This window comes from Plebeiibacterium marinum, assembly GCF_026013615.1.
GTDB lineage: Bacteria > Bacteroidota > Bacteroidia > Bacteroidales > Marinilabiliaceae > Saccharicrinis > Saccharicrinis marinus_A.
This window is the reverse complement of record NZ_JAPDPI010000058.1, coordinates 1-26,635: the sequence shown is the minus strand read 5'-3', so window position 1 is coordinate 26,635 and position 26,635 is coordinate 1. Positions and strand designations below refer to the sequence as shown.

16 protein-coding genes are annotated in these 26,635 nt (G+C 38.4%); 1 reads left to right on the top strand and 15 read right to left on the bottom strand.

The genetic code is table 11. The features are described 5' to 3' along the window. Positions 1-293: 293 nt before the first annotated feature. The 15 genes from OM074_RS19135 to OM074_RS19065 all read right to left on the bottom strand — a co-directional run bounded on the left by OM074_RS19135 (position 294) and on the right by OM074_RS19065 (position 25,254). The gene (locus OM074_RS19135; protein ID WP_301202210.1) at positions 294-587 is read right to left on the bottom strand and encodes a methylglyoxal synthase; all 294 of its coding nucleotides are present in this window, start codon (positions 585-587) and stop codon (positions 294-296) included. Between the two features lie 57 nt (positions 588-644). After that, a complete protein-coding gene (locus OM074_RS19130; RefSeq protein ID WP_301202209.1) occupies positions 645-1,619 on the bottom strand; it encodes a substrate-binding domain-containing protein in 975 nt (324 codons plus the stop codon). Positions 1,620-1,644: 25 nt separating this feature from the next. Further along, the gene (locus tag OM074_RS19125) at positions 1,645-4,023 is read right to left on the bottom strand and encodes an alpha-L-rhamnosidase-related protein (RefSeq protein WP_301202207.1); all 2,379 of its coding nucleotides are present in this window, start codon (positions 4,021-4,023) and stop codon (positions 1,645-1,647) included. A 4-nt stretch (positions 4,024-4,027) separates the two neighbouring features. Beyond that, entirely contained in the window at positions 4,028-4,897 is an 870-nt protein-coding gene (locus tag OM074_RS19120) for an alpha/beta hydrolase (protein ID WP_301202205.1), read from the bottom strand. A 9-nt stretch (positions 4,898-4,906) separates the two neighbouring features. Beyond that, a complete protein-coding gene (locus OM074_RS19115; protein WP_301202204.1) occupies positions 4,907-7,675 on the bottom strand; it encodes an alpha-L-rhamnosidase in 2,769 nt (922 codons plus the stop codon). A gap of 150 nt (positions 7,676-7,825) precedes the next feature. Beyond that, complete coding sequence (locus OM074_RS19110) at positions 7,826-10,291, bottom strand: glycoside hydrolase family 2 TIM barrel-domain containing protein (RefSeq protein WP_301202201.1); 2,466 nt, start codon at positions 10,289-10,291, stop codon at positions 7,826-7,828. A 23-nt stretch (positions 10,292-10,314) separates the two neighbouring features. Continuing rightward, positions 10,315-11,328: an NAD-dependent epimerase/dehydratase family protein gene (locus tag OM074_RS19105; RefSeq protein ID WP_301202200.1), complete on the bottom strand. Its 1,014-nt coding sequence runs from the start codon at positions 11,326-11,328 to the stop codon at positions 10,315-10,317. Between the two features lie 59 nt (positions 11,329-11,387). After that, positions 11,388-12,794 (bottom strand): DUF1593 domain-containing protein, encoded by a 1,407-nt coding sequence (locus tag OM074_RS19100; protein WP_301202199.1) that lies wholly within the window; start codon positions 12,792-12,794, stop codon positions 11,388-11,390. A 6-nt stretch (positions 12,795-12,800) separates the two neighbouring features. Next, on the bottom strand, positions 12,801-13,169 hold the full coding sequence (locus OM074_RS19095) for a hypothetical protein (protein WP_301202198.1): 369 nt from the start codon (positions 13,167-13,169) through the stop codon (positions 12,801-12,803). Between the two features lie 16 nt (positions 13,170-13,185). Then, on the bottom strand, positions 13,186-14,658 hold the full coding sequence (locus tag OM074_RS19090; RefSeq protein WP_301202196.1) for an NAD-dependent epimerase/dehydratase family protein: 1,473 nt from the start codon (positions 14,656-14,658) through the stop codon (positions 13,186-13,188). Further along, positions 14,658-16,952, bottom strand: a complete 2,295-nt coding sequence (locus tag OM074_RS19085; RefSeq protein WP_301202194.1) for a beta-glucosidase — start codon at positions 16,950-16,952, stop codon at positions 14,658-14,660. The genes OM074_RS19090 and OM074_RS19085 overlap by 1 nt, the downstream gene beginning before the upstream one ends. A 122-nt stretch (positions 16,953-17,074) precedes the next feature. Beyond that, positions 17,075-19,375: a glycoside hydrolase family 3 N-terminal domain-containing protein gene (locus OM074_RS19080; RefSeq protein WP_301202193.1), complete on the bottom strand. Its 2,301-nt coding sequence runs from the start codon at positions 19,373-19,375 to the stop codon at positions 17,075-17,077. 12 nt (positions 19,376-19,387) lie between these two features. Beyond that, entirely contained in the window at positions 19,388-22,273 is a 2,886-nt protein-coding gene (locus OM074_RS19075) for a glycosyl hydrolase (protein ID WP_301202192.1), read from the bottom strand. A gap of 100 nt (positions 22,274-22,373) precedes the next feature. Next, a complete protein-coding gene (locus tag OM074_RS19070; RefSeq protein WP_301202191.1) occupies positions 22,374-22,793 on the bottom strand; it encodes a hypothetical protein in 420 nt (139 codons plus the stop codon). Between the two features lie 91 nt (positions 22,794-22,884). After that, a complete protein-coding gene (locus OM074_RS19065; RefSeq protein ID WP_301202190.1) occupies positions 22,885-25,254 on the bottom strand; it encodes a porin family protein in 2,370 nt (789 codons plus the stop codon). Positions 25,255-25,680: 426 nt separating this feature from the next. Here OM074_RS19065 and OM074_RS19060 point away from each other — a divergent pair, with 426 nt between their 5' ends. Further along, positions 25,681-26,463: an NUDIX hydrolase gene (locus tag OM074_RS19060; RefSeq protein ID WP_301202189.1), complete on the top strand. Its 783-nt coding sequence runs from the start codon at positions 25,681-25,683 to the stop codon at positions 26,461-26,463. The last annotated feature ends 172 nt before the right edge of the window (positions 26,464-26,635 follow it).

Sequence of the window (26,635 nt, the reverse complement as noted above, 5' to 3'; positions counted from 1 at the left end):
GGTTTGTTGAAAATACATAGTCAGTTGTTCACGTAAACTGTTCATAACACATTTACCTGTCATTGAGAAAATACTATAATGCTCAATTCTTTTATTTTGACAAGCAGCGATCAAATCCAAACATGAACTAATCGCAATACTATCTTCCCTACATTTCATAACCTACATTTTAATTAAACTGCTAAATGATTACCAAAAGCTTAGCACTTTTGGTAATCAAACACAAACTAATACAAACGAGATTTAACTATGCTTAAATCCAAATTTATTGCATTCACAACTAATATGTAAATCTATACAACACGATTTACATAAGACCTATAATCCTTTATTATTGGTTTATAATCTTGGTGAAATAAAGTACTTGACACGATAAAATCAGCCGTTGCCCTGTTAGTAGCTGTAACTACATTATACAAAGCACATATTCTCAATAGTGCTTTTACATCAACATCATGAGGCTGTGGTTGCATCGGATCCCAAAAGAAAATAAGCATCCCAACTTTCTGTTCCGAAATTAAAGCGCCTAACTGTTGATCACCTCCTAATGGTCCTGATTTAAGTCGTGTAATTGATGGTACAACCATATTATTTTCTTCACATTTTTTTTCCAGTGCATTTGCATATTACTAAACTCTTTTATTTTAATTATTTGATATAATAGCCTGCCCGATAACCTCTACAACATTTTCTTTTGTTAAAACAGAGGGTTCCATCATTACTGTTGGAACATCTAAAAACATATTATTAGCATCATTATTCATCAATAAAGTCTGCTTATTTAAAAGTTTAATCACCGATTCTGCTGTTTTATATGCAAGTTCTTTATTGGGTTTATAAACTGTCATTAAAACCCTGTCATTTAAAATTTCTTTACAAATTTCTGTAGAACCATCTTGACCAGTTAACAATACTTTTTTCCCATCAGCTTCAGCTTCCAGGAACAAAAGAATACCTTTAGTAAGAACATCTGATGCACTTATTATTGCATCTGGTATATAACCATGTTTTTCAACAAATTTCTGAACAGTTAAAAATGCATCCATCTCATTCCAATCATGAGTACGAATTGCACTTATTGTATAATTTTGCTGAAAATTATTTAATACAGAAAATACTCCTTTTCGAACCAATGAGCTATTATAATCACTTGTAGGCCCACCAACATAAAGTATATTACCTTTAGGTAATTTTGCGTTAACACTTTCTGCCATTAATTTACCTACAGAAATACTGTTATACGTAACACATAAATCTAAATTTGGATCAAGAATAAATCTATCATATGAAACAATTGGTATACTCGCACTTTTTGCAATGCTCACAATTTCTGTATTTCTTGAATTAACAGGAATAACCACCAGGCACGCAACTTGCATATTTATCAATTTCTGTGCAGCTTTAATCTGTTGCTCCTCATTATCAAAACAATCTACAAATGTTACTTTAGCTCCAAGTTGATTTAATCTTTCCTTAAAAAAAGTCATATCTCTTTGCCATCTTTCACTATAAAGATTTGCCATAACAAATCCAACATGAATAGAGTCTCGCTGAGCTACAGCTTTTTGTGAAATCAAAAAAACAAACGAACTCAATAATAATATTATTATTTTTTTCATAGAAGTTTACATTTCATATCTTATCTTATTCCAACACCCATTTATTTGTTCCCGGATTAATTATATATTTATTCCCTTTCCAGATAAAAGTTCCATGTACTTCTTCTGGTAATATTATTTCCACAATCCATTTATCTTTCTTTTTAAAATAACTAGTAGATATTATTCCATTCGGATGAGGAATAGAGCCACTAGCTTTTGTTAGGACTCCTAAATGTGGTTCAATCTTCACTTTCGAAAATCCGGGTGCATCGGAATCGATTCCCAGGACGGTGCGGAAAAATTCGATATTCGGGCTAGCTCCCCAAGCATGACAATCCGAACGGGTTCTTTCAACTTGAGAATCTTCACCCCAGGTTGTCATGCCTAGCTGAATGTTCTTTTTCCAAATATCGAGGTGATTTAAGTACTCGTTGCCAAGCCCTGCTTTTGCCATTGCCTGATTCAGGTAATATTTAAAATAAATAGACGTCTGAGTCAGATCCGGATTATCGATAATTCGCTTGAATAAGTTAGTTGCATCGGCATCTGAAATAGTTCCGGTTAAAATGGCCAACACATTTGCATGCTCCGAGAAATATTTACGCTCATCCGTATCTGCAAACATTTTTCGTTCATCATTCCAGTATTTATCCTTGATTGTTTGTTGTAAGCGTTCAGCTTTCTGCTGATATTCATCTGCCAGGCACACCTTACCTAAATCCCTCTCTAGTTCAGAGGCGAGCTGTAAAGCCCACAAAAGTTGAAAATCGATAACTGAAGAGTAGCCCTGTTTACTTACCGGTGGAGCACCTACCCGCCATTTGGAAGACTTATTTTCAGCCCAGTCCGTAAAATTCCAATAAGGTAAACCTTTCACACTGCCATCTTCCTGCTGATAATTTGAATAAAAGGCTAAAATTTGTCTAATCCCCATTAACTTCGAACTCACAAAGTCTACATCCGGACGATAGTGGTAATAATCGGACACCATGCCAATCCACAAAAGCGAAAAAGGCGTAATAATTTGAAGTTTCTCTGAAGGATAACGGCTCTGTGTAATTCCTTCTGGTAAACGTGATTTATCAATCAGATTAATCGCGTTGCGTGCCAAACGGTCGTCGCCACTATTGAAATACGATACCATCATTTGAATACGCGTATCACCTATATACTGTAATTGTTCATAGTACGGACAATCGAAATAAGTATCAACCGCACATAACCGAGCTGTACGCCAACCTATCTTCAGTATACTGTCCAACAACGGCAAGTCCGACTGAAAAGTTGTATTATTCTTAAACGGATATCCAATAAAAGTTCCATAAATATCGTCCAAAACAAGTGCTTCATTTTTGGTTTGAATATCAATTTGCAGGTAACGATAGGTTCGCCATGAAAGCGGCGTATACTGTTGATTGTCCAGACCATTACAGATAATTTGATCCTCTCTCCCAATAAAGCTCTTCCCTTCAATTTCATTTCTGTTCCCTTTCACCATTACACTATCGTACAAAGCTTCTGCGTATTTCATTGAAACAACAGCATCTTTTCCTTTGCTGTATTCCAGGGTTGGGTAAGCGTTTGTCAAAAAGTTTTGATCCAACAATAACTGAATCTGGCTATTGGATGGAACCGTGATTTTAGACTTTTCTACGGGAAATGTTTTTGGAACTGAAACACCTTTTGCCTTGCAGACTCGTGCAAGCCGCTGTTGTGTTAATTCTACCGGAGGTATCTCAGAAGAAACTAAAAGCCAAGGACTTGAAATAAGTGTAGTCGATGCCTTGGTCACTCCGGGAGTAATCTGTTTGGCTTTGAGCCAATTTTCCATCGAGCAATCAGAAGCCATCCAATCGGTCGGCGACTGGTTCATATCGACCATCTCTCCAGCCCCAAGGGCATAATAACCAACTACTTTTTGCGCGAGCGGCTGATAGGCTTCATCTTTGTTGCAAAACCATTTCGAATTGGTATTAAAATCATACTCTTTGCGGCTGTTACCCTGCAAAATAAAACCTGTTGTTTGTGATGTTTGCACAACAGCCCTGTATTTCCCCTCATTCCAAACCACAGCAGCAATTACATTAACTCCCTCTTGCAAAAAGGGAGCAATATCTAAAGTCTCAAAATTCCAGTTATTTTTATCTCCTGCTGCAGGCCCTACTGACGCCAGTTGCCCATTTACATAGAGTTTATACCGATTATCCGCTGAAACATGAACAATATATTCTTCCGGCTTTTCATCTAGCGTAACATCCTTTCGGAATCGATATACACCATAATCACCCGGCAATTCATTTGGAACCGTAATCCAGTATGCTCGCCATGCCTTTGTCAGCAAATCCGGGTTAATCTGCTGGGCATTTGACACCATTACAACGAACAACAGCACACTCAGTAAAATTGATTTTAGTTTTGTCATATTCTTATTTTTTTTTCTTATCAATATTCTCCAACCACAAGGTTAATTCATCTAAAATAGCCTGATTAAACCTATAACTTCTGCGATAGCCCCATCCATGATTACCAATTGGATAAACATGGAGTGTTGCATAAATATTATTTTTTATCAAGGCCTGAAAGTAGTTTATCCCATTTGTGGGAGGTACTACTTTATCATCGGCAGCCAATGTAATAAATGCAGGAGGTGTACTGGCGGTTACCTGCTTTTCGTTCGAGAACAAATCTTCCATTTCCTTACTGGCATCCTTCCCAAGGAAACTATCGTGCGACCCCAAATGGGTATACGATTTATCCATCGTGATTACCGGATAAAAAAGGATTTGAAAATTGGGTCTTAAAACCGAATCAGTATGGGTCGCAATAGTTGAAGCCAAATGTCCTCCGGCTGAAAAGCCCATGATCCCTACATCATCCCTATTGATGTTCCAAACATCAGCACTGTCCTTCACAATCTGCATAGCCGTTTCCGCATCACTTACGGGAATTTTGTAATCCCCATGCGGCAACCGGTATTTCACAACAATAGCAGCAATGCCCAAATCGTTGTAAAAACCAGCCCAACGAGTTCCTTCGTGGCCAAAAGCAACCATGCCGTATCCTCCTCCCGGGCAAATCACTACTGCGCGGCCTGTAGCCTTTTCTTTTTCGGGAAGAAACACCTTGACATAAGGGACATAAGGCTTGTTTAATTGAAAGTCCTTCTCTACAGGCGGCGTATAGAACTCATTGGTTTGTAAACTAATGCAGAATGGTAGATCCTGTGCATATACCATACTTGACAGCAGCATTGTCATCCCATACAGAATACCTGCTTTTCTTATGAATTGATTCATAGCCATTGTTTAATCATTAATATTTCCGTTGTATTTACAGATAAAAGTGTAGCTGCCCGAACCAATCTCAAGCTGAATCCTACCATTGGTTTTTCCGACATATTTTGCTCCTTCGATCTTAGTTATAGGAGACCCGCATTCGGTAATTTGACCAACCGATTGGGCTGGAATAAGGATTTGTGCTTTTGTATTTGCCGGTATCGTTACATGCCATGTAAACTGACCATCTTGCACTGTCCAATCACTTTCAGCTGTTCCATAAGGTGTAAAAGTTGAAGCTTTAGCCGAGTTTAAATTACCCGCAACCTGTGGTTCCATCCATAACTTTTTAAATCCGGGATATCCATCAGCACTTTTCAATCCGGCTAAATCCTGATACATCCAGGCAATTAAATCGCCCAAAAGCATAACATGATTGCGGGAGTTCATGGAAGGATCAGCCGTATCGCCGTTCCAAAGTTCCCAAATGGTTGTTGCTCCCTTTTCCACCATATATCCCCAACTTGGATAATCTTTCTGAGTTGCAATGGTAAAAGCCAGATCGACACGGCCCCTTTTCGTTAATTCGCGCATTAACCACTGAGTGCCAATCAAACCTGTACTTATGTGGCTATTATCCTGATTGATTACCCTATGAATCATCTGCTCAAAAACAAGGCCTTCAACATCTTGATCAACCATTCCGAAAGCCAGAGGCAACAAATTCGAGGTTACCGTATTATTTCCGTACTGGTGCTTGCTGACATCAAAATATTCTGCATTAAATGCTTTGCGTACGTCTGCTGCCAGGGTTTTGTATTCTTCAACATCAGCTGTGTCTCCACTTACTTCAGCAAAAGAGCTCATCATTTGCAGAAAGTGATAAAAATAGGCAGTACCGATCAACGCTCCATCAGTCGTTCGCGCAGTGTCTTTTGAGTGAACCAGTTCCATAGACTCGGGAGGAACACACCAATCGCCAAATCTATCTGCGACCATGATATGCTCTTTCAGATATTTCCCTTTCATATACCACAACCACTTTTTCATAGAGGGGTAATGTTTCACAATTACCTCTTTGTTTCCGAATTGCGTCAGTAGCAAATTTCCAATCAGCAGGTAGGTGCCCGGCCAGGTCATATTGTCTTTAATACCTGTCCATCCGGGCTCCGGGGTAATATCGGGCATTTGCCCTCTCGGACGCTGCGAAAACTGCATATCATCCATCCATTTGACGTAAAGCCTTTCAATATCGAACGTATAACTTGCCCCCAACGAAGTGGTTGCCCAGTCGGCCAACCACGGGTCACGTTCATCGCGTTGCGGACAGTCAACAGGCATTCCCTTATAATTATTCCGTGTCGTTCGGCAGGCATTTTCATAAATCCGGTTCAGTAAAGTATCAGAACAGGAGAATGAACCAATCGTCGGGAAACCATCATAGATAATCTTTCCCTCAAAATCATCCACGGTAGGAATTCCTGGGAAGCCGTTTACTTCAACGTATCTGAAGCCGTGATAAACAAATGTGGGTTCCCATTGCTCCAAGCCATTTCCTTTCATGACATAGATATCTGTTTGCTTGGCACTACGAAGGTTCGCGGTATATAAAGTTCCATCCGGCTTCAATGTTTCTGCAAAGCGCATTGTAATTGTATCACCCCTCGTTCCGGTGGCTTTAAATTTGAGCCAGCCCGCCATATTTTGCCCCATATCCAGAACGTAACTTCCATTGGGCAATTGATTAATAGAAATAGGCTTCACTATTTCGTGAACAATCATATTCTCATTGGTTTGAGAAAGAAGGTTCTCACAAGGAGCCGGCACCAAATCAACATCCAGCCAGTTTGCGGCGTTATACCCGGGCTTTGTCCAGCCTGTCAATTCCTTGCGGGCATCATATTCCTCACCATCGTATTCGTTATTGCTGCGTATTGGCCCGTCGGCTGTAACTTTCCACGAATTATCACTCACAATCAGAGAATTGCTTCCGTCGGCATATTCAATGTCGAGCTGAAACATCATTTTTGGAAGACGTTCGCGGGATTTCAGGAAATCAACTCCTTGCCGCATATAAAAGTAACGGCCATTTCCCAACACAGTACCAATCGCATTTTTCCCTTTCAGAAGATTATCCGTTACATCGAAGGTGTTATACCGGACATCTTTCGTAAAATCGGTTGGCCCGGGCGATAAAACCTGATTTCCAATCTTTTGCCCGTTGATATAGAATTCGTACATGCCGATACCAATGATATAGGCAGTCGCTTTTCGGACTTTCTTTTTAGTTGTAAACTCTTTCCTGAAATAACGGGCAGCCAAACGGGAATGCGTTGCCAGGGTATCACCCGGAAAAAATTTGGTGAGTCCAATCCATTCACCTTTCCAATCTGACTTTTCCAACAACCCCATGCTCCATTTTGCAACCGGGCTCCAATCGGATTTGCCTTTATTTGTCCACACTTTGACTTTCCAAAAGCATTGTTGACCGCTTTTTAGTGAATCTCCATCATAGCTTACAAATACTGATTCATCAGACTCGACCCTACCTGAATTCCAATAATCGGCATCTTTTGGAGTAAGTTTTTCAGGAGAAGAAGCTACCAAAATCTGATAGGCAGTTTGTTCTACATTGTTTTTGCTCGCATCAATCATCCAACTTAAAGCCGGATGTTGTTTTTCGATTCCAATCGGATTTATCGCTGACTCAACCCGAAGATGATATACTTGCTGTGCCTGAACTGGCAAATCACACAGTATTATAATCCCAATTATAGACAATATTTTTATCAATTTCATTGCTGGTTTGTATTTTAAAAATTAACCTCTTTTGTACCACTCGTTCATAAAAAAACAATACAATCGATGCTTTATGACCTTGTAATCTAGCTTCTATGCTGATAAACCTTTTGTATTTTAAAATTCAGGCTTAACTAAAATCCACTACATCTATTGAGAATTTATAATTAAAGAGACATCCTGAAGTCCAGGAGAGCTTGCTTTCAGAATTATCTGACCGGGGTTTCCAGTGCTTTTTATAACGACTAAGGCCTTGCCATGCCATACTTTCCGGGTCTCACTAAAATAAGGAGTAACATCTCTCAGGTTGGCATTATCTGTTCCAGCAATTATACCTGGACCTTCAACATTAAACGTAAGCTGATTATTCGCATTCGGTTGAATATTCCCGAATTTATCGGTTACCTCTACCCTAACAAAAGACAAATCTTGATTATTCGCCAAAATAGTAGAACGATCTGCAGTCAATCGAATACTTGTTGCTTCACCTGATGTCTGCAACACTTGTTCGTAATGTTTTTCTCCATCAATACCAATAGCTTTTAGTTCGCCCGGACTATAGGGCACAGTAAATGTTGTTTTATACTCATTGTCTAAGGACATTTTTCGTTCACCGATAAGTTTGTTGTTTAAGTAAAGTTGAACACCGGTGCATTTTGAATATACGTCGACTTCCAGGCTGTCTCCTTCGTGCCTGGGCCATGTCCAACTTTCCCATGCCGGCCATACCGCCCAATCTGTAAGCCTTATTTCTCCATCAATTGGGTTTGGCTCCCGAACTGCCATATACAATTTTTCAGTATCATTATACAATATATTCCGGTAATGAGAGATCGGTTTTCGCCATCCAGTCATGTCTATATCCCCACTATATCCCCCGTGAAAAGGAAATGAATTTTTAGCACCATGTTCACCCCCCTTCTCTTGAGGATAGTAGTAATAACGACCGATACCTGATTCGCCTAAATAATCCATTGCTGTCCACACAAAATCTCCAATGATATAGTTGTTATTCTTGACTAAATTCCACATTTTAAAAGCCTCTTTCGGATATGATTCAGTACCCAAAATAATCCTCTCGGGAACACGTTTGTGATCCGAAATAGCATTGTGCAATTGATAATTATATCCTCCAATGTCGAGGGGTTTAAATGATGAATCAAATAAATTCCACTCTTTCCCCCATGTTGTTATTGCGCAGGTTACTGGCCGCGATGGATCGAGCTGACGAACAATATTGGCCAGTTTTTCTATTCTTTCAACAGATCCCGGATCCAACCAAATTGTTTCAAAAACTTCATTCCCAATACTCCACATTATGACTGACGGGTGATTTTTATCTCGTAAAACCATTGATTCTAAATCCTGTTGAGCCCAATCATCAAAGTACATGGAATAATCATAAGGAGTTTTGGGATTTTTCCAGCCATCAAAAGCTTCTTCCAAAACTAAAAGACCGAGACTGTCGCAGGCATTTAAAAAGGCTTCTGATGGAGGATTATGTGATGTACGCACCGCATTGAATCCTGCGCCTTTTAGCAATTCAACTTTTCGAACTTCGGCTCGGTCATAGGCTTTCGCTCCCAAGCATCCATTATCATGATGGACACATCCTCCATTTAAAAGCAGTTTTGTTCCATTCAATTCAAATCCATTTTCAACACTGTATTTTATTGATCGTATCCCAAATTTATTATCCGTCTGATCGATGACTTCATCTCCCATGAGCACATCAACTTCTGCGTTGTACAGGTTTGGGGTATCTGGAGTCCACAGACACGGCTTTTTCACAGTAAAGTTCTGAACAACTTCCCTTTGACTTTGGGCCTCTATCTGTAAGTTTAGTTGTCCTGTACTTACATTTATTTTGTTCTTATCTACTATTTTTGTTAAAACTGTAATTAATTGTATTGTATCCGTCTCATTTTTTATAAGGGATTTAACCTGTATTTTCGCTGCTTTTTGAGAAACTTCAGGTGTTGTTATAGATACACCCCACTGATCTATATGAACACGATTTTTTAATTCAAGCCACACATGCCTATAAATACCTGAGCCACTATACCATCTGCAATTTTCTTGTTCCGAATTATTCACATAAACAGCTATCGTATTCCTTTTCCCAAAATACAAGTAAGGTGTCAGATCGTAACGAAATGATGTATAACCATAAGGGTGAGTTCCTAATAGATTTCCATTCACATACACTTTTGAATTCATATAAACACCTTCAAAATAAATAGATACCCGCTTGCTACCCCAATCAGATGGAACATGAAACGTTTTTCTATACCACCCCTCTCCGGCCGGAAAGAAACCTCCATCATAACCTGTAGAGTTTTCTTGCTTAATTAATCCTTCAATGCTCCAATCGTGAGGTAAATCTACTTCTCTCCATGTTTTCTCATCTGAAAATCTTTTTGCTCCTGCATTCGGGAAGTGACCTAGTTTAAATTTCCAATCATTATCAAAAAGCTGTCTACTATCTGTTAGTATTTGTCTACTATGATTCACACTTTGGTCTTTTCCCTTTTGATTATCTTCAGTACTTTTTGCTCGCCCACTAGAAAATGATACAACAAAAACTAATAAAGTGATATACGTAACTCTTTTCATACTACTATACAAATTTTGATTAACTATTCGGCTTTCATTTCTATTAATTTCTGCGTTCCATCTAAAGCATCCAAACATAACTCTACAGAACTACCAATAGCCACATCAACATCATCTTCCAGCACTCCTAATTCTTTCTCAATCAAAGATCTGTCTATAAAGGTTCTTGAGGTTTGTATTTTGGTAAATGCTACCATATCCAATCCTGAATCAATGTTTTTTGCTTTAAAATCCTTCATAATTTTTTTCCCGGCCATTCTATAAAGGAAGGATGGTATTGTAATTACTTTTCTATCAGACAATCCCATGTATTTATGAAAAATAGCCAACATCTCTTTCCAAGTCATATTATACCAACCAACCGGATAACAAGTGCCTCCATTTCCATTTTCTAATGCTCCTGCAACAGCTTGAGCTACCTGATTTACTGTAACCATTGTTGTTCCTCCCTTAGTATAAAAAGTAAATCCCTTCATTTTTCTAATAGCCTCAACAAGGAATGTCCATACTGGTTTACGTCCTGGTTGTGTACCAAAAATATATGGCAGTTCCAATATCATCACATCCATTCCATCTCCGTTGAATGCCAATGCAGCTTCTTCCTGTAAAATGCGGCTTTTAATATAAGGATGCTTCTCTGTTAACTTCATGTGAGGCCATTTTTTTGCAAAATGAGCAAAATACGATCCCATAATTACAGCTCGTTTTATACCTGTTTCCTTACCAATACGCAATAACCGCTCAACCGGTGTAACATTAAACTTGATATAGGCATCCAGAACCGGGGCCGGAAATTCAACCCGCTCGTCAACCCCGGCTGCAAACACCAAAGCATCACAGCCAGTCATTTGCTCACGTATTTCATCGTCGTTCATGGTCATGTAATTGCCAAAGACCAATTCCATTTCTTTTGGAATACCTGAATTTTCAGGTACTGGTGGTAAGGCCACCGAACGAACACGATGCCCGCGCTTAATTAATTCTGATGAACTTGCCGAACCTAGTAATCCTGTTCCTCCAATTATATAAACTTTCATTCTTAGATTTTATTTAAACGGTAATAAGCTTGATTTTTAACCTTACCGAATGATTCGTTTTACTCTTCTACATTGATAATTATCCGCTGATAACGGGTCAATCGAGGTTTGCCGGAGTCGGTTACTGCCAGCACCACGTGTATTGTACCAACTCGGTCAGCTTTCGGAACCCTGAACCAGGCCTCAGGTTGATTACTTTTCACTATTTTAACAGGAACTCCGGGTGGATTAAACAGCGGCATCGTGCCAGCCTCATCGTAGAAAAACCATTCATACGAAAGCGGATCACCGTCGGGATCGTAAGAATTAACCGCACTTAAAGTAACACGTTCCCCCCGTTTAGCTGAAAAAACATGCTCCTGCTCAACAACCGGAACCGGCGGGTGATTAGCTTCCTTATAGTCTTTGACCGTCCAATTCATTCTGGCGGCAAAATCGTTCTGAAGGGCTTCGCGCCAACGCCACACTGTTTCATGGTTCCCCTGGTGCCATCGTCCATCAATTCCCATTACCTCATCTTCTGCATCGGTCCAAACAGGGCGTGTTTCTGCACAAGCATGCCATTTTCGAAAACGTGGTGTATAATACTCGTATCGTCCTCCCCAACTTCCCCAGTCGGGATGCTCAGTATCACCGAGTCCGTTATTGATTAAGTAAAGAAATGACGGGGAGTCACCCTCCATCAGATAGATCCATTGCGGGTACATAGCCCCCAATGGCCCTTTATTTCGAATATTCTCCTCAAGCCACTCGTTGGTAACCAGGCTAAAATCGGCCCCATCGCAACGCGCATTAAAATTGTCGCCGCTAATACCACTCCAGCTTGCATGATGGTATGCTCCGTATTGATTAAACCCGGGACTGACGATATAGAACAAGTCCGGAAATTCCTTCCGTAACCAGGGGCCACTATCATCCTGATCGGAGATGGCATAAACCCGTAGTTTTGCAACAAATTGTTGTAGTTGATCGGGCGAACGCTCCTCTCTGACTTTCCACAAGGCCTGAGCCAGGACATTGGTACCGCCCCAGGCTAAAACCCACAATGGCTTTGCATCTTCTCTGTCAACAGCTTTAATCAACGATTCTGATGCTAATGAGCTTTTCCCGTTGCCAACAGCAGTCATGCCATACATGGGTGAACCTGTGGCAATTACAGATACTAGCTCACCAGCATAAGGAAAGCCTTTTTCGTGTTTTTCAAGATTATCTCTGACTTTTTCATAAGCGTTTACAATCTCTTCAATCCGATTTGGATCAACGATATCTGGCTGGTGGATAGAGGTAACTGCTGCCAATCCTTCAATCTTGAATTGATTGACATAAACCAACAGTCGCACCAACGATTGAGCATCATCAGGCTCATTTCCGATATCGGTAAGCACAAAAATCCTGTTCTTTTCCTGAGCAAAACAAGCAACTGAAAATGAAGCAAAAAGAATAAACAATATGGCTTTTATAAGCATATAAATTTAGTTTTTAACAATCCTAACGCCCTTGGCCTCATATTTTTCCTGCAAAAGGCCTGTCACATGCGTGTCGTCCTTTTTTCCAAGTTGAAGGTTGACTTTAAAGAACAGGTGTTTGAAGTAAACTTTCACTGTATCCGGCTTTTCCTCAATTTTGAAGAAAGGTTTGATATCATCGGTCGGCCCGACAATGGCACCTTCCAGTTTGCCATCAACGCGTTTAAGCTCTATTATCATCTGTTCATCACCGCCAATGGTACCATAGACCATCACATCCCATTTGCCGACGAAGTAGTCTTTCGGTGCTGCCACAGCAACTACAAAAGACGTAAATGAGAATAGCAACGCAGCTAGAAAAATCTTCTGTTTCATTTGATCGTTTTGGGGACTAAAATTTCAAAATACTTTCATCGTAGACGTTGGCTTCGTCATCATCGTGCAGAGGTTTCCATACCTGAGCAAAGAATGGATTTATTTTGGCCTCCTCATCATAATTCCATGGTATTGGCATGCACTCAGGACACCAGTGGCCACCTAAAAGCACTAAAGTTGGGCTTGCTTCAAACTGGTGGCCGAAAGCGCATTCCCAATTTAGTTTCATTTTCAAATCTCCTTTGATCATGCTTTCCGACAAACACTTTCCGCCACGAAATTCAGCTGCCTGTTTCATATCTTCAATATCTAATTCCGATTTCGGCTTGCTCTCGTCATAGCCATGATTCAGTTTTACCGGCATACGAGAAGCCTGTTCAAACTTGAAATGTTCCCAATCCGGTATAGACTCCCATTTCTCTCTAGAGCCAAAAAAAGCTGAAATTCTTTGCTCGTTGTTGTTCTTAATCCAGTGAAGTGTTCCAAATGGCTTTTTAGCTTCTTTTTTAAAAATGGCATTTTTCAAGAACTTCTTGGGAAGATGTTTTGCTATCTTAGTTCCAAACGGCGCTTTTTTCCTCATTTCATCAAGAAAATCCTGCAGTGTACCACTTCTGAAATGAAGATATTTTTCCAGCTCATCAGAGTCAGAATACCATTGTCCGTGAAAATTGCGGGTAGCAAACCATTTAGTTTCGTATACTTTTTGAATTTCTCCAAATCCCAATGCTTTATTGGTCATTTGCATAAACTCCCAGTTCATTGTACGGTATTCTTCACCACCTCCAATATTGTAAATGCGACACCAGAATTCATCAGGCACATTATCTTCACAAGCATTAGCCAGCAGCACGCCAGAATCCTTTGCTGTTACCCACTCAAAAACCCCATTCAACGGTTCATGGAACATAATCGGATCAAGATTATTTAAAATCTCAGGATATAGCACTCCTGTTTGTCTCAGGGAAACCCAATATTTCAAGCCCGATTCAATGACTTCCCGTTCGGCAATAGCCTTTGTCAGGGCGTAATTATCGTAGATACTGATCTTGATCGGGTCGCCTGCGCGTCCCCAATGAACAGGAGCATTTCGATCGCCGGTTTCGGCAACTGTACCAATATAAACAAGTTTCACTTTATCCGGATCGTCTTGAGCTTTAATCGCTTTCACAATATTTTTTGCCGCTCCAATATTCACCTTTGTTGTCAATTCTGGTAAATAATCGGCAGCTGGAGAAACCATACCTCCTACATGAAGTACATAATCAGCACCTGAAACACATTTAAGTACATCATTGTAATTAGTAAGATCACCAAATACAACATTTATCCCAGGTTGATTTAGATAAGGTTTAACAGCCTTTCGATCTTTTTTTGTTGGCAATACCAATATTGTAATATTAAATTTATCTCTGCGTCCAAGCAACTGTTTCAAACCCTCTTTACCCATATTACCTGTTGCCCCGGTAAGGAAAACGTTCTTTTTCATTATCGTTTGTGGTTTATTTCCGTGACTATTTCCTGAGGCATTAATACCTGATGTACTTCCTCTGTTACAATCTCATTTTCTAGTGTGAATGTCTTCGAGATGTCAAATTTTCTGCTGGATGTACCAATTTTCAGGGTATAGACCCCGGGATCAGCCACCCAAGCAGACCGGTCGGGATTGAATGATGCCAAATCCGAAGTGCTAATGGTAAATGAAATCTTCTGCGTTTTACCCGGTTTCAGCAACTTAGTCTTTTTAAATGCCTTGAGCTCCTCCGATGGTTTATCCATCGTTTTTGCAGGAGCCGCCAGATAAAGCTGTACGACTTCCTTTCCGGCTAACTCTCCGGTATTGGTTACGTCCAGCTTCACAGTTAACTCGCCATCAAAAGTCTCGCTGCTAATTTCCAAATCACTAAACTGAAAAGTTGTATAAGAAAGTCCGTAACCAAATTCATAGGCAATCGGCTTGTTAAAGGTATTGTAGTATCGATAGCCCACATAAATTCCTTCATTATAGATGGTTTGTTTCGGTCTGCGAGCTGGCGTACCTGGGAAATGGCTTGCCGATGGGACATCTTCGTAACGCAAGGGCAAAGTTGAAGTCAGTCGTCCCGAGGGATTAACTTTTCCGCTGATAGCATCCGCAATGGCATACCCGGCTTCCTGCCCTGGTTGCCAGGCCACAATAATCCCGTCAACATCATTGCGCCAGCTGGCAACATCAATAGCAGCCCCGATATTGAGGACAACCACAACCGGTTTTCCTTTGGCGTGAAATGCTTTAGCAGTATTCTTAATTAAGCTTAGTTCGTCAGGGACTAAATAATAATCGGTTTCAATATCACGATCGCTACCTTCGCCCACCTGCCGGCCAATAGTGATTATGGCAGCTCCATTTTCATTGGCCAACTCATCCAGTTCGGATTGATCAAACTGAATTTCATCCAGCGGTTTTACTGCTGCAAAGCTTTGTTCGGCATCATCACCAGTTGATGCTGATGCAATATAATCCTGATATTTCTTTTGCAAATCGGGGTTGATCAAATAACCGGCTTCTTCCATTCCCTGCAAAAGCGAAATGGTATAGGCATTATTCACCTGACCGCTCCCCTTACCGCCTTCTATTAGTTTATAGGATGTATTGCCTAGCAAAGCAAGCTTCTTCGCTTTTAGCGGAAGGGCTTCTTTTTCATTTTTCAACAAAATCATTCCCTCGGCAGCTGCCTTACGGGCAAGAGCCGCATGAGCCTTTAAATCCGGTTTGTCCGAATATTTATAGCCTTTAAATGTTGGCGATTTTGTCACCAGATTCAGAATTCGCTCAATATTGCGGTCCAGTTCAGCTTCTGTAAGCCTGCCTTCAGTTAAGGCTTCCTGTATTTTCGTTTTCTCATTAACGCGTCCGGGCATGAGTAAGTCATTACCGGCCTTTACCTGCCCGGCATAGTCGCGACCGGCGAGCCAATCGGTTACAACAATCCCTTGATAGCCCCACTCTTCTCGCAAAATAGTAGTCAACAAGTCGTAACTTTCGGAGGCATACGTCCCGTTAATCTTATTGTAAGCAGACATCACAGTCCAGGGATCCGATTCCCTGATAGCAATTTCAAAAGGTTTCAGATAAATCTCACGGGCAGCTCTTTGGCTAACCACCGCATCGATACGAAAGCGCCCTGTTTCCTGATCATTTACAGCGAAGTGTTTAATTGACGTTCCCACCCCGTTCGACTGCACACCGTTTACCATGGCAGCTGCCATTTTACCGGTCAGCAACGGGTCTTCCGAATAATATTCGAAATTACGCCCCCCCAAGGGATTGCGCTGAATATTTATTCCCGGCGCCAATAAAACATCAACGCCATATTCGTGCACTTCATTTCCCATTGCCTGACCAACCTGCTCCACTAATTCCGTGTTCCAGGTAGAAGCCAAACTGGTACCAGTGGGAAATGCTGTTGCATAGTAGCGTTTCGAATCGTTTTCCCTTTCGGAATCGATACGCAAGCCCGCAGGGCCGTCGGCTAAAGTAAGCGCGGGTATTCCCAGACGAGGAATCGGATTGGTATTCCCGGCTGCTCCGGGAACTTTTCCGGTTACATGCCCAACTACGGGAGCATCGCCATTTGCGGTTGGCATTCCCGCCCCGCGTATGATATCCAGCTTTTCATCTAAGGTCATAGCGGCAATCACCTCCTTTACAGAATCCTCTCCCAATTGAGGACTGGTATTTTTGTTACTACATGATGATGCAAATAAAATCACACCCAAACCTAATATCCAATGTATTTTCATTTGTATATTTTTTCACTTTAATGAACACATGAAACTTGCCAATAATAAATATTACCCTGTGCCATATAAATCTATCATGGCTCGATTCATCTGTTCTGAATTTACTTTTATCTTTTCTTAACTTATTGTTTAAACTTTTCAATTACTTCATTAGGAACCAAAACCTTATTTACTTTTTCTACATTAACTTCTTCTTTTAATGTAAATGTTTTAGTCATCAGAATATTTTTACTTGAAGCTCCAATTTTTATAGTATATATACCACTCTCTGCAATCCACGCTGATTGTTCTTCGTCAAATGAAGCCAAATCTGAAGATTTAAGCGTAAAGCTTATATTCTGAGATTCTCCTGGCTGCAGTAGTTTTGTTTTAACGAATTTTTTTAATTCACTTTCAGGCTTATCCATTGTTTTACCAGGAGCTGCAAGATACAACTGCACCACTTCCTTTCCTGCCACTTTACCTGAATTCTTAACTTTTAAGTTTACTGTGATTTCATTATCAAAAGTGCCAGAATTAACTTTTACTTTTCTTACATCGAAATTTGTGTATGAAAGCCCATAACCAAACTCATATGCAACCTGTTTCTTAAATGTATTATAATAACGATAACCAACATAAACTCCTTCATTGTAAATAGTCTTTTCAGGCGTTTCTGCAGGTGTACCAGGAAAATATTTTGCAGAAGGAACATCCTGGTAATTCAAAGGAAAAGTTGTAGTTAAATGTCCTGATGGATTTACCTTACCACTGATTACATCAGCAATTGCATGACCCGCTTCCTGCCCTGGTTGCCATGATATTAAAATTCCATCAACACAATTACGCCATTTTGTAACATCAACAACAGCATCAATATTTAATACTACTACTACTTTTTTTCCTTTTTTATGAAAAGCTTTTGAAGTATTTTCAATCAGTTTTAATTCATGTTCATTAAAATAATAATCGGTTTCTACACATCTATCGCTATTTTCTCCTGCATTTCTTCCTATTGTAATTAATGCAATATCATTTTTCTCTGCTAACTGATTTAAATCTGAATTTTCTAAATGCATTTCGTCGACTGGCTTAACTACATCTAAAACCGACTGACGCTCAGGACGAGCTGCATTCTCTTTAGCTACATACCCTTTATACTTATTTTCCAAATCTTTATCTAATACATAACCCGCATCTTCCAATCCCTGAAACAGAGAAATTGTATAAGCTTTATATACTTCACCACTTCCTGTTCCTCCTACAAATAAATCATATGATGCATTACCCAATAATGCTATATTGGTACTTTTTACAGGTAAGGTTCTATCTTCATTTTTAAGAAGAATCATACCTTCAGAACCTGCTTGACGCGCAATGGATACATGAGCATTTAAATCAGGCGCATTGGAATATTTATAATCTCTAAAAGCAGGAGTACGAAGAATCACATTTAATATTTTTTCTACATTTCTATCAAGTTCTACCTCTGCAAGAGTCTTTTCTTTCAAAGCCTTAGACACACTTCTAACTTCCCTTTTTCTTCCTGGCATTAATAAATCATTCCCTGCTTTAACCTGTGCAGCAAAATCCCTACCTGCAAACCAATCTGTCATTACCAATCCATTAAACCCCCATTCTTTACGCAAGATCGTTGTCAACAAATCATAATTTTCAGATGCATACGTTCCGTTTATCTTATTATAAGATGACATAACTGTCCAGGGATCAGCCTCTTTCACAGCAATTTCAAAGGGTTTAAGATATATTTCTCTTAAAGCACGCTCACTTACAATAGCATCTACTCCATTTCGATTTGATTCCTGATCATTTACCGCAAAATGTTTAATTGAAGTACCTACTCCATTTGATTGAATGCCGTTAACCATGGCAGCAGCCATTTTTCCTGAAATAAGAGGATCTTCTGAATAATACTCAAAATTACGACCTCCTAATGGATTGCGATGCATATTCATTCCAGGCGCTAATAAAACATCTACACCATACTCCAGCACTTCATTACCCATTGCTTTACCAACTTGATTTACAAGTTCAGTATTCCATGTTGAAGCCAATGCCGTAGCTATTGGAAAAGCTGTTGCATAATAGCAATCTGGATCTTCAAATCTGGCAGAGTCAATACGCAAACCAGCTGGCCCATCTGCTAAAATAATAGCAGGAATACCTAAACGAGAAATTGCATGGGAACTACCTGCTGCACCGGGAACCTTCCCCCCAATATTTCCAGCGACAGTACCTTGCGCATTGGGTGTAGTAAACTTCATCCCGGTTCCCCTAATTATATCTAACTTTTCATCAAGAGTCATAGCCGCAATTATATCCTTTACAGGGTCTTTCCCCAACTGAGGCAATACCTTTTGTTGCGAAAATGCACCCATACATACTCCTAGCACCCCTAAACACAGTATCCATCTGAAATTCATATCCCTATAGTATTATTTTTGTTTTAAAATTCTTACAGGGCCAATTAATCCCTGGCTCATTAATTCACTGTCTTTATAATTTTTATATTCCCTGATTCCCTGATTGGCTTTGCCTGTAAAACCATTATAAAGTGTTGGTGTTATGGTTACTTTAATATCATTTTCTCCTTTTTGAAGATAGCCTGTTATGTCGAAATTGAAAGGCGCATACAATCTTGTGCCAACTTTTTTACTATTGATTTCCAAATCAGCACTGAAATACACCTTGCCTAAATCGATGAAATATTTTTCTTTTTTAGAAAGCTTTTTCAAACTAACGGTTGTAGTATATGCCCCCTCTTTCATGGCGTACTTCATCTGCCCGTTATTTTTCCAATCGAAAAGTGAAGTATCATTGATTTGAATAGAATCACACTCAAGATTCCATTTTTCCAAAGAAGCTACTTCTGTTGCATTTTCAGGAATAAATCCGGTAGCAACTTCAGATTTAACACCTTTAATTGGCTCACTACCTGCATAGATAAAGATAGTGCTTAACGGTGGCAACAGATATTCAACCATACCTTCGTTAATTGTAGCGGGCTGCAAGCTGCCATCTTCGGCATTCATCCAGGCAGCATATTTAAATTTACTATCCAGTTTTAATTGAACCTTTTGATATTCGTCGCTGGTATTCCATAAGAACTGGGCAATGCTTCCATCGTCCATAACCCTGCGCACCTGGCGGATAAAGCTGTATTTATCGTTATTGGCAACCGGAAGTTTAATGGAAGAACACCAGTTGGCTATTTCCTGAGCATCTTCAAAATGTCTCACCGATGGAGATTTTACAGCATCTTCCATTGCCTGAGCTGTTAATTTATCATTTTCAAGATAGTTATTATAGCTTGGCTGAATTTCTGGCAAATTGCCCACTACAAGAATGTTAGCGCCATCATTTGCTACTTTCTTAATATTCTCAGCACTTTTTAATTGTATGTATGGCAAATCGAACAATATCAACGATTGGTATTCATTGCCACGAACGTTCAGGTTTTTATCTTCGTTTAAAGACATTTCTTGGATAGAAGCATCATTAATCCAATCCCAGGTAATGCCACGTGCATTTAGTTCGTTTATTAAGGGCCATACTTTATCAAGCCATTCTGTGTCAATCTCGCGGTTAAATGAAGCTGTAATGTTTTCCGCAGGCAGTGCTGGCTCCACTTCTTTCATGTAACCGTTCAAAAATATTTCGTTTGGATTTGCTGTGTGTTCGCTATAATTCAGGAACGGATAATAAATAAGCACGTCTGCCTGTGGCTTTCCGCTTCGAAGCACATACTGCGCCCTTTTGGCATAGCCATTAATGTCTTTCATATATTTCCAGAACGGATTGCTTTCGTTCAGATTTGATGAGAAATTGATTGGCAGATAGGCATTCATAAATGGATACCATCCTTCTTCTGGATATGCCCCCGGAAAATATTTATAAGGTGTACCATGCCAGATTACATGGTTAACACCGCACGCGAATACTTTGTCTAAAGTCAGTTTTAATTTTTGAGGGGTTGTCATATTTCCCCTTTTGATATATACTGCTGATTCACATGAAATCAACGGACGGTTATACAGGTGAGCTCCCGAAGTAATCAGCTTGTATGCGCCTTCGGAGCCTTTGTTAAACTGCATGGTTTCACACTCCGGAATATCTGCTAGACCTGCAGTTGCCATAATATCAATATTTGGCCCATATGTTTGCGTACGGTGTACCAATCCTTTTGAAGCTGCCCAATTGGCTGAGCCTTTCAATAGATGTTTTCCGATTACATCGCTTAAAGTCAGGTCATAATCATAACGAAGGCGCCAATCTTCTTTACCAAATGAAAATTCAGGTTGTTGATTGGGATTATCCATACGATAATACATATTGTTGTAGCCATACCAGATATTTGATGGCAGGTAAGGTGTGATATCGTATCCCCTGTTTTGATTAAATGTTGCAATAAAATCGTCAGAGAAATGGCGGTCGGCCTTAAATTCATAGCTATCATTAAAAACAGCTCTAAAAGGCTTTCCAAAATATTTTTTCAATCCGGTGCGTTCGCCAAAGTAGTGTTCATAGTTTTTAACCACTTTTACAGAGTCGAAATGGTTCATTACAAAACCTCCGCCCCTTTGTGCTATAAGCATCGGTTTTTCCATTGTAGCCATTGACCAAAAGGCGATGGCTTTCCATCCTTTTTCATTTACAGTGTATTGAAAAAGGCTGTCCTTTACATTTTGAGTAATGTTTTTTATGGATTTGGCATCCAATAAAAATGTTTTGTTCACATCAGAAGTATCCTTTAAAACTTTTGCAGCTAAAAGGGCTACTAATTTTGCATTAGGGCGATCGCCTTTATTTGCACGAGGTATCATTAACGCTGAACTGTTACCGGCCGGGATATCAATCATGCCGTATTCGAGGCTAAGATTGTTATCTTCTTCTTCAAGGTGAGTACCTCCGGCAGGCCAACCGCTACCATTGGTCATATCTACTGTCATACCTCTGCTTGCTGCTTCTTCCATAACCTTTGAAAGGTTTTCGTAATAAGCGGGCGTATCATATGTCATAATACGTGCACCTCTACCTTTGCCTTTGGCCGGCATTACCAAAGCAAATGCCTGTATCTCCACACCACCAATGTTATTGTCGGCAAACAGGTTTACCTCTCTAATCAGTTCTTCTGGGGTAACATCGTTACCGGGCCACCACCAACGTGTAAATGGTGCATACTCTAAAGGCGGATTATTAAAAACTCCTGTAGAAAGTTTGTACGAATCAAACCAATTTTCTTTTTCTATTCGTTGCCCAAAAGATGTATTAAAATCCAGAATTAAAAGCGTGATTAGGTATATAAAAGCAATTCGAGACATGATTAATAATTTGAGATAAAATTTAATATGCGTTATTCAAATTTACATTTTACTGTCCCTCATATATGAGGGACAGCATCTTTCAAAAAAGGTATATTTATTATTCTTTTTCGACCTTTTTCTTACCTTCAACATCAAACATATCGTTCATGCTTCCTATAACTGCATCATCACCATCTTTATCCAGGTACATTGGAACATCCCAGCCTCCCCCAAGGAATCTCACATAAAGTGTTTCTTTTTCTATTTCAATTTTTGTAAACTCATTTGGTTCTTCTCCATTCTCACCACCTAACCAACCACTTAGCTTCCCCTCTTTCTTTTCAACAACCATTGTCATAACAGCATCACCTTGAGGCAATCCATACACATCAAGTTTCCATGTTCCAATAAAGAAATCTTCTATTTCTGTTTTCACAGTAGAATCCTCTGCCGAATTATCTCCTTTAGCCTGGCTATTAACTACAGATGTGGCTACTAATAAAAATGCCATCATCATCACACTTTTCAAAACTTTCATAATCTTTCTTTTTAATAGTTACAGAATAATTTTTATTATATAAGTATGTACAATTACTCATATCGCACTTACCTAATTATGTATTATATTATTAAAATTTAAATGTAGCAGTCAATTCAAATGTTCTTGGACGAATACCACTTGCAACAAGCTTACGCCCCACATAACTTGAAGCATCAGTTATCTGATCACCACCAACTAATGCGCCTTTCACACCTCTTTGATCTAAGAAGTTAACAACCTGGAACTTCAAAGTAACGTTACGACTCATATTGTAATCGATACCTCCAAAGTTTTCCCACCAACCATCATAATAAATGGTATTTATTTTATTTGCCTGTTGCTCTCCAAAATATCTTAAACTAGCCCATAAACGAACATCGCGCTTAAACAAGAAGTAACTTGCATCAATTTCTGCAAGTATTTTTGATAAATCCGGTATAACATTATCAGAATAATTATAAGATTGTTCACCATTATCAAAATGAGTACTATAGCTATATCCCTTATATCGAGGATCCTGAATAGTAAACAAAAGATGCATATTAAAATTCTTAAATGGTTCGGAAATAATATCTGTACTCCACCCCATAGTTTCAATGTCGTAGAAAATTGGATATACTCTTTCTGATTCACCTGCTGCACTTGTAATCGTTTCTTCTGCGATATTATTCTCTTTTTTGATTTTCGTAATTTTCGACACCAAACTAAAAAGTTTCCCATGGTTCCAATAAATACCTCCACCAAAGTTCGTTACAATCAAATCTTTGTCATTAGCAATATTTTCAGCTCCTGTAGCATCATCAATTTCCCAATAACGATTATACCAACTATTATAAGTAGCATCTGCTAAAAGGCCAAAATTATTAGTTAATTTAACTACTGTATTACCAATAAAAACCTTATTAAATTTATTTTTAAACTTTTCAGTATATAAACGATCCTGAACAAATTCATTTGGATAAATACTTCTTGTTACCTCATTATTCTCGTGTTCAATTCGTGCACCTAACCCAAAATTAAAGCGCTTACCTACAGTAAAATCATCAGATAAATAAAGTGCAGTTTTACTGTAGGTATTGTCGCTGTATGTTCCTGCAACCGCAATACCACCATTTGTAGCATCTGTTACCGGATAGTAACTTGTTCCCATACCATAAGCACTCAAATCCATTGCATAAGTACGATTCAATAAACGAGGATTTGCTTCTACTGTCTGATAATACACACCACTATTAAAAACAATAGGAGCGCTATAATACTGATAAGTAAAACCTCCACGTAAATCGTGATTCTTAACTTTTTTTATCAACTCTGCCCTTGCTGTAAAAGTATTAATATCAACCTGTGGATAATATTGGGAGGACACCATCTGAACAGCGCCATTATATTGTTCCCCTGGGTAATCATATGCAGAAGTAGAACTATTCACATCACTTTGTGTTCCAAATAATGTATATACTTCTGTAACATCACTTTCTGAAGCTTCTGAAATGCTAATACTAAGTGGATACTGAATAGTTAATGCAGCCTTTGATTTCATATACATAGCAGAGTACTTCAATTTCATGCTATTTTTAAAACGATGCTCTCCATTTAAATAAAATGCATCTGTAAGATTTTGAGAAGCTTCATCACTTGTTAAATCACCCATTTTTGCCTCTCCTGTATTATAATCAAAATATGGGAATAAACCACTTCCCAAAATATATGAATCTTTTCCAATTTTAAAATCCTCAATCTCACTAGTTTTGCCTTTACCATCATATTGTAAAACAGAGTATCCTCCCATAACATAAGGTGTCACTTCCGCATGTTTATACAAAACACTTAGTTCACCATTCTTATACTTTTTATTTAAGCCCACTTTAAAAAATTCTGCCCTTTCTTGAAAATTTGTATACTTAAAATTAGTCCCACTTCCATGTTCATAATTTTCATAGATACTTGCAGTATATCCCCAACCTTTTTTCCCAATAGGACCTGAAATATTAACATCATATCTTAGAGTTCCATAATTTGAAGTATAAACTGATGCAAATCCTTTAAATTTTCGACTTGCTTGACGATCCCAGGAAGTTACCATATATCCAACCTTTCCAAAAGTTAAGGCCCCTTCTTGAAAAGACATCAAACCAATACGACCAATACTCTGATCATAACGCCATGCTGTTGTTGGCATTTGTGTCCAAAATGTATATACAACAGGCAAATCATTCTCCATTATAAGAATATCACCCTGAAAAGGAAGACCAATATTCAACTGACGAGGCATTGTTGCACTTTCTGCACTCAACATCACATTACGATTCTTTTCCTCCTTAGTATTAATTACTTTAACTGTATCATTCTTTGCAACCTCAGTTGACTCTTTTTCCTGAGCTATCATTTTAGATGATAACATTAAGAAGATCCCTAGAAATACAAGGGAAAATCCATAAACCGAAATTCTTTTTTTCATACGATTAATCATTTGCTGAAAAATTAAAAAATATGTTTCATTCTGTAAATTTTACGCAATGTACGAAAAAATATTTTACTATTCTGTATTTTTTACATATTGAAACAACTAAAAATAACATCAAAAACGCCCACTAATCTTATTGTCAGGCCTTTATAATAGTTAATTTTTTATAATTTATTTTTATTTTTTTAACAAACCTCTTAATGCCATTAATTCAAATTATCAATTTCATATTAAATTATTGAGTAAATGTATGAGGACACATAAAATATTTTGACTATTTTAACACATAACGATTATTAAATTAGTGTTCATTCACACTTTCTATTATTAAACAGCATACAAAAGTTACAAACGCTGTATCATTCCGTTAATATTACGCTATAATATTTCTATATTTGTTCTATCACTTAATAAATAAAAATGCAAATTGATACTATATTAATGAACAATCCGGTTTATGATCAATCAGAATTATATTTAAGACACATTTCTATTGATAATGTAATTTTGGGTTATCACAATAAAGAGTTAAAAGTACTTCTTCAAAGACCACAAGGATTTAATAAATGGCTTTTACCGGGAGGATATTTAAAAAGAACCGAGACACTTATTGATGCGGCAGAAAGGATTGCGAAAGAAAGAACTAATTTAGACAACTTGTTTCTTAAACAATTTGGCGCATTTGGTAGTCCGGATAGAACAAAAGATTCAGATTTCACACCTCAGAAATTAAGTGATATATCAGACATCATAATTGATGATAAACATTGGATGTTTGATTATTTTGTTTCCATATGTTTTTATACTTTAACAGATTTTGAAAAGGTACAACCTAATGGAGATGCCTATATGGAAGAATGTGTTTGGTGGTCTGTAGATAACATACCTCCCATGCTCTATGATCATAAAGATATGATAAATTCGGCTTTAAAAACACTTCGCTTACACCTTTACCACTATCCTATTGGATATGAGCTTTTACCAAAAAAATTTACTCTACCTGAAATACATTCTTTATACGAAACAATTTTAAACAAAGAATTGGACATAAGAAATTTTGGAAAAAAACTTATCGCTACAGGAATAATTAAAAAACTAGATGAAAAAAAGAAAATTGGAGCTCATAGATCCCCTTATCTATATATGTTTGATGATAATCAATATAAAGATGCTTTAAATAAAGGAATTGCAATAATATTATAAGTAAATACAAATGACCCATAACTTTATAAATTATGAGGGCATCTTAAATTCTCTCACAATTACGATAGAATTTCTTTTGAATTATATTAGATTATATTGAAATAACAAAAAATAAAAAAGCCTGTAAAACATACATTTTACAGGCTTTTAACTTATTTAGTTTTTTAAGTAG

What these genes read in the sequence shown, in the direction of transcription:
- OM074_RS19135 (WP_301202210.1), bottom strand. Translation starts at nt 587, where the DNA reads ATGGTTGTACCATCAATTACACGACTTAAATCAGGACCATTAGGAGGT.
- OM074_RS19130 (WP_301202209.1), bottom strand. Translation starts at nt 1,619, where the DNA reads ATGAAAAAAATAATAATATTATTATTGAGTTCGTTTGTTTTTTTGATT.
- OM074_RS19125 (WP_301202207.1), bottom strand. Translation starts at nt 4,023, where the DNA reads ATGACAAAACTAAAATCAATTTTACTGAGTGTGCTGTTGTTCGTTGTA.
- OM074_RS19120 (WP_301202205.1), bottom strand. Translation starts at nt 4,897, where the DNA reads ATGAATCAATTCATAAGAAAAGCAGGTATTCTGTATGGGATGACAATG.
- OM074_RS19115 (WP_301202204.1), bottom strand. Translation starts at nt 7,675, where the DNA reads ATGAAATTGATAAAAATATTGTCTATAATTGGGATTATAATACTGTGT.
- OM074_RS19110 (WP_301202201.1), bottom strand. Translation starts at nt 10,291, where the DNA reads ATGAAAAGAGTTACGTATATCACTTTATTAGTTTTTGTTGTATCATTT.
- OM074_RS19105 (WP_301202200.1), bottom strand. Translation starts at nt 11,328, where the DNA reads ATGAAAGTTTATATAATTGGAGGAACAGGATTACTAGGTTCGGCAAGT.
- OM074_RS19100 (WP_301202199.1), bottom strand. Translation starts at nt 12,794, where the DNA reads ATGCTTATAAAAGCCATATTGTTTATTCTTTTTGCTTCATTTTCAGTT.
- OM074_RS19095 (WP_301202198.1), bottom strand. Translation starts at nt 13,169, where the DNA reads ATGAAACAGAAGATTTTTCTAGCTGCGTTGCTATTCTCATTTACGTCT.
- OM074_RS19090 (WP_301202196.1), bottom strand. Translation starts at nt 14,658, where the DNA reads ATGAAAAAGAACGTTTTCCTTACCGGGGCAACAGGTAATATGGGTAAA.
- OM074_RS19085 (WP_301202194.1), bottom strand. Translation starts at nt 16,952, where the DNA reads ATGAAAATACATTGGATATTAGGTTTGGGTGTGATTTTATTTGCATCA.
- OM074_RS19080 (WP_301202193.1), bottom strand. Translation starts at nt 19,375, where the DNA reads ATGAATTTCAGATGGATACTGTGTTTAGGGGTGCTAGGAGTATGTATG.
- OM074_RS19075 (WP_301202192.1), bottom strand. Translation starts at nt 22,273, where the DNA reads ATGTCTCGAATTGCTTTTATATACCTAATCACGCTTTTAATTCTGGAT.
- OM074_RS19070 (WP_301202191.1), bottom strand. Translation starts at nt 22,793, where the DNA reads ATGAAAGTTTTGAAAAGTGTGATGATGATGGCATTTTTATTAGTAGCC.
- OM074_RS19065 (WP_301202190.1), bottom strand. Translation starts at nt 25,254, where the DNA reads ATGAAAAAAAGAATTTCGGTTTATGGATTTTCCCTTGTATTTCTAGGG.
- OM074_RS19060 (WP_301202189.1), top strand. Translation starts at nt 25,681, where the DNA reads ATGCAAATTGATACTATATTAATGAACAATCCGGTTTATGATCAATCA.